2 protein-coding genes are annotated in these 2,124 nt (G+C 70.1%); both read left to right on the forward strand.

Features of this window, described 5'->3' with window-relative positions; all coding sequences use genetic code 11:
- The first annotated feature begins 259 nt into the window (after positions 1–259).
- Positions 260–1,555 (forward strand): M50 family metallopeptidase, encoded by a 1,296-nt coding sequence (locus tag EIO58_RS16740; RefSeq protein ID WP_127820424.1) that lies wholly within the window; start codon positions 260–262, stop codon positions 1,553–1,555.
- An 81-nt stretch (positions 1,556–1,636) separates the two neighbouring features.
- Entirely contained in the window at positions 1,637–2,005 is a 369-nt protein-coding gene (locus EIO58_RS16745; RefSeq protein WP_127820425.1) for a YciI family protein, read from the forward strand.
- Positions 2,006–2,124: the final 119 nt, after the last annotated feature.

Raw genomic sequence — 2,124 nt, forward strand, 5'->3', positions numbered from 1 at the left:
GCCGATGAATGCGACGGCGAAGGGTGTCGCGAGGATGCCGGTCACGGCGACCAGTGCGGGGGAGGGCGCGCCGCCGCCGGCGAGCGTGTGGGCCGTGGCGGCGACGAGTGTCGCCGTCCACGCCGCGGTGGCGCCTCGCAGCGCGCGCACATGGCGTGGGGTCACGGTTCCTCCCGGACCGATCCTACCGAGCGCCCTCACACGCATGGGACGTCACGGTCACACCCCACTCAAAGCCCGGCGCGGGTAGCGTGTGCGTGTGGAGATTCTCGCGTTCGTCATCGGTGTCGCCCTCATGGTCGTGGGCCTCGCCGTGTCGATCGCGCTGCACGAGCTGGGGCACCTGTGGCCCGCCAAGAAGTTCGGGGTTCGCGTCGGGCAGTACATGATCGGGTTCGGCCCGACGCTGTGGTCGCGGCGCATCGGCGAGACCGAATACGGCGTGAAGGCCATCCCTCTCGGCGGCTACATCTCGATGGCGGGCATGTACCCGCCTTCCCCGCGCGCGGCGCGGCGGGACGGCCGCGCCGGCGGCGGCTTCTTCGCGACGATGGTGCAGGATGCCCGGGATGCCAACGACGAGACCCTGAAGGGCGACGACGACCGGCGCGTCTTCTACCGCCTCCCCGTCGGGAAGCGCATCGTCGTGATGCTCGGCGGCCCGATCATGAACCTCCTGTTCGCGATCGTGCTGTTCGCGATCCTGCTCACCGGCATCGGCGTGCAGACGGCGACCACGACCGTCTCGGCCCTGTCGGAGTGCGTGCCGGCGACCTCGTCGTCGGAGTGCACCGATGGCGATCCCGCCGCGCCCGCCGAGCGGGCCGGAATCGAGCCGGGCGACACGATCCTGGCGGTCGACGGGCAGCCCGTCGCGGACTTCGCCGAGACATCCGCCATCATCCGGGAGTCGCAGCGCGACCCGCTCACCCTCGTCGTCGAGCGCGACGGCGAGCAGGAGTCCCTCACCGTCGTCCCCGCGACGATCGAAGACACGATCACCGCGCCGGACGGCAGCACCACGACGGGCGAGGTCGGGTTCGTCGGCATCCGCCCCACCGTGGAGTACGTGCGCCAGCCCATCTGGGCCGGCCCGCAGGCGGCATTCGAGACCGTCGGAGCGGTCGCCGGGATCATCTGGCAGCTGCCCGTCAAGGTGTGGGAGACCGGCGTCACGCTGGTGACAGGCGGCGAGCGGGACCCGAACGGGCCGCTCAGCATCGTCGGTGCAGGGCGTCTGTCGGGCGAGGTCGCCGCGGCGGACTCGCCGGTGCTCAACCGGGTCGCCGGATTCCTGTCGCTCCTGGCGTCGCTGAACATCGCGCTGTTCGTGTTCAACCTCATCCCGCTGCTGCCACTGGACGGCGGGCACATCGCCGTGGCGCTGTGGGAGGGGCTCAAGCGCGTGTGGGCCAAGCTCTTCCGTCGTCCGCCGCCGAAGCCCGTCGACGCGACCAAGCTCGTGCCACTCACGTTCGTCGTGGTGATCGCGCTCATCGCGATGGGCGGCGTGCTGATCCTGGCCGACATCGTCAACCCGATCTCGCTGTTCTGAGCCTTCTCGGGAAGCCTGTCGAAATCGGGCTTGTCCGTTCGCTGTGGGAGTGAAACGGTTCCACTGACGAAAGGACACACCGTGAAGTACGTGCTGATGTTCACCAGCAACCCCGAACTCGACGCGCAGGTGCCGCCGGAGCGGATGAAGGAGGACTACACCCGCATCTACGAGTGGTTCCAGGAGCACGAGGGCCAGATCGCCGACGGCGGGGCCGAGCTGCAGCCCGTCGAGACCGCGACGACCGTCAAGTACGGAGACAGCGGTGTCGTCGTCGTGGACGGCCCCTTCTCGGAGGCGAAGGAGGTGATCGGCGGGTTCAGCATCATCGACGTCCCCGACATGGACGCCGCGATCGCGCTCGTCAAGACCTGGCCGTCGCTGGAACTGCCGGGCTCGGCGGTCGAGATCCGCCCGATGATCACCGACTACAGCCAATTCGAGCAGTGAGCGGGACGGTCCCCCCGCCTCCTCCAGACGCCGCCGGCGCGTCGCCTGGTGGCTCTCGGCGGGTGGGCCCGGCCGCGGCGCACGGCGGCGGGAGCGCTTCGAGCGACCCGCGTGCCGGC

Source organism: Microbacterium sp. CPCC 204701 (assembly GCF_004010105.1).
GTDB lineage: Bacteria > Actinomycetota > Actinomycetes > Actinomycetales > Microbacteriaceae > Microbacterium.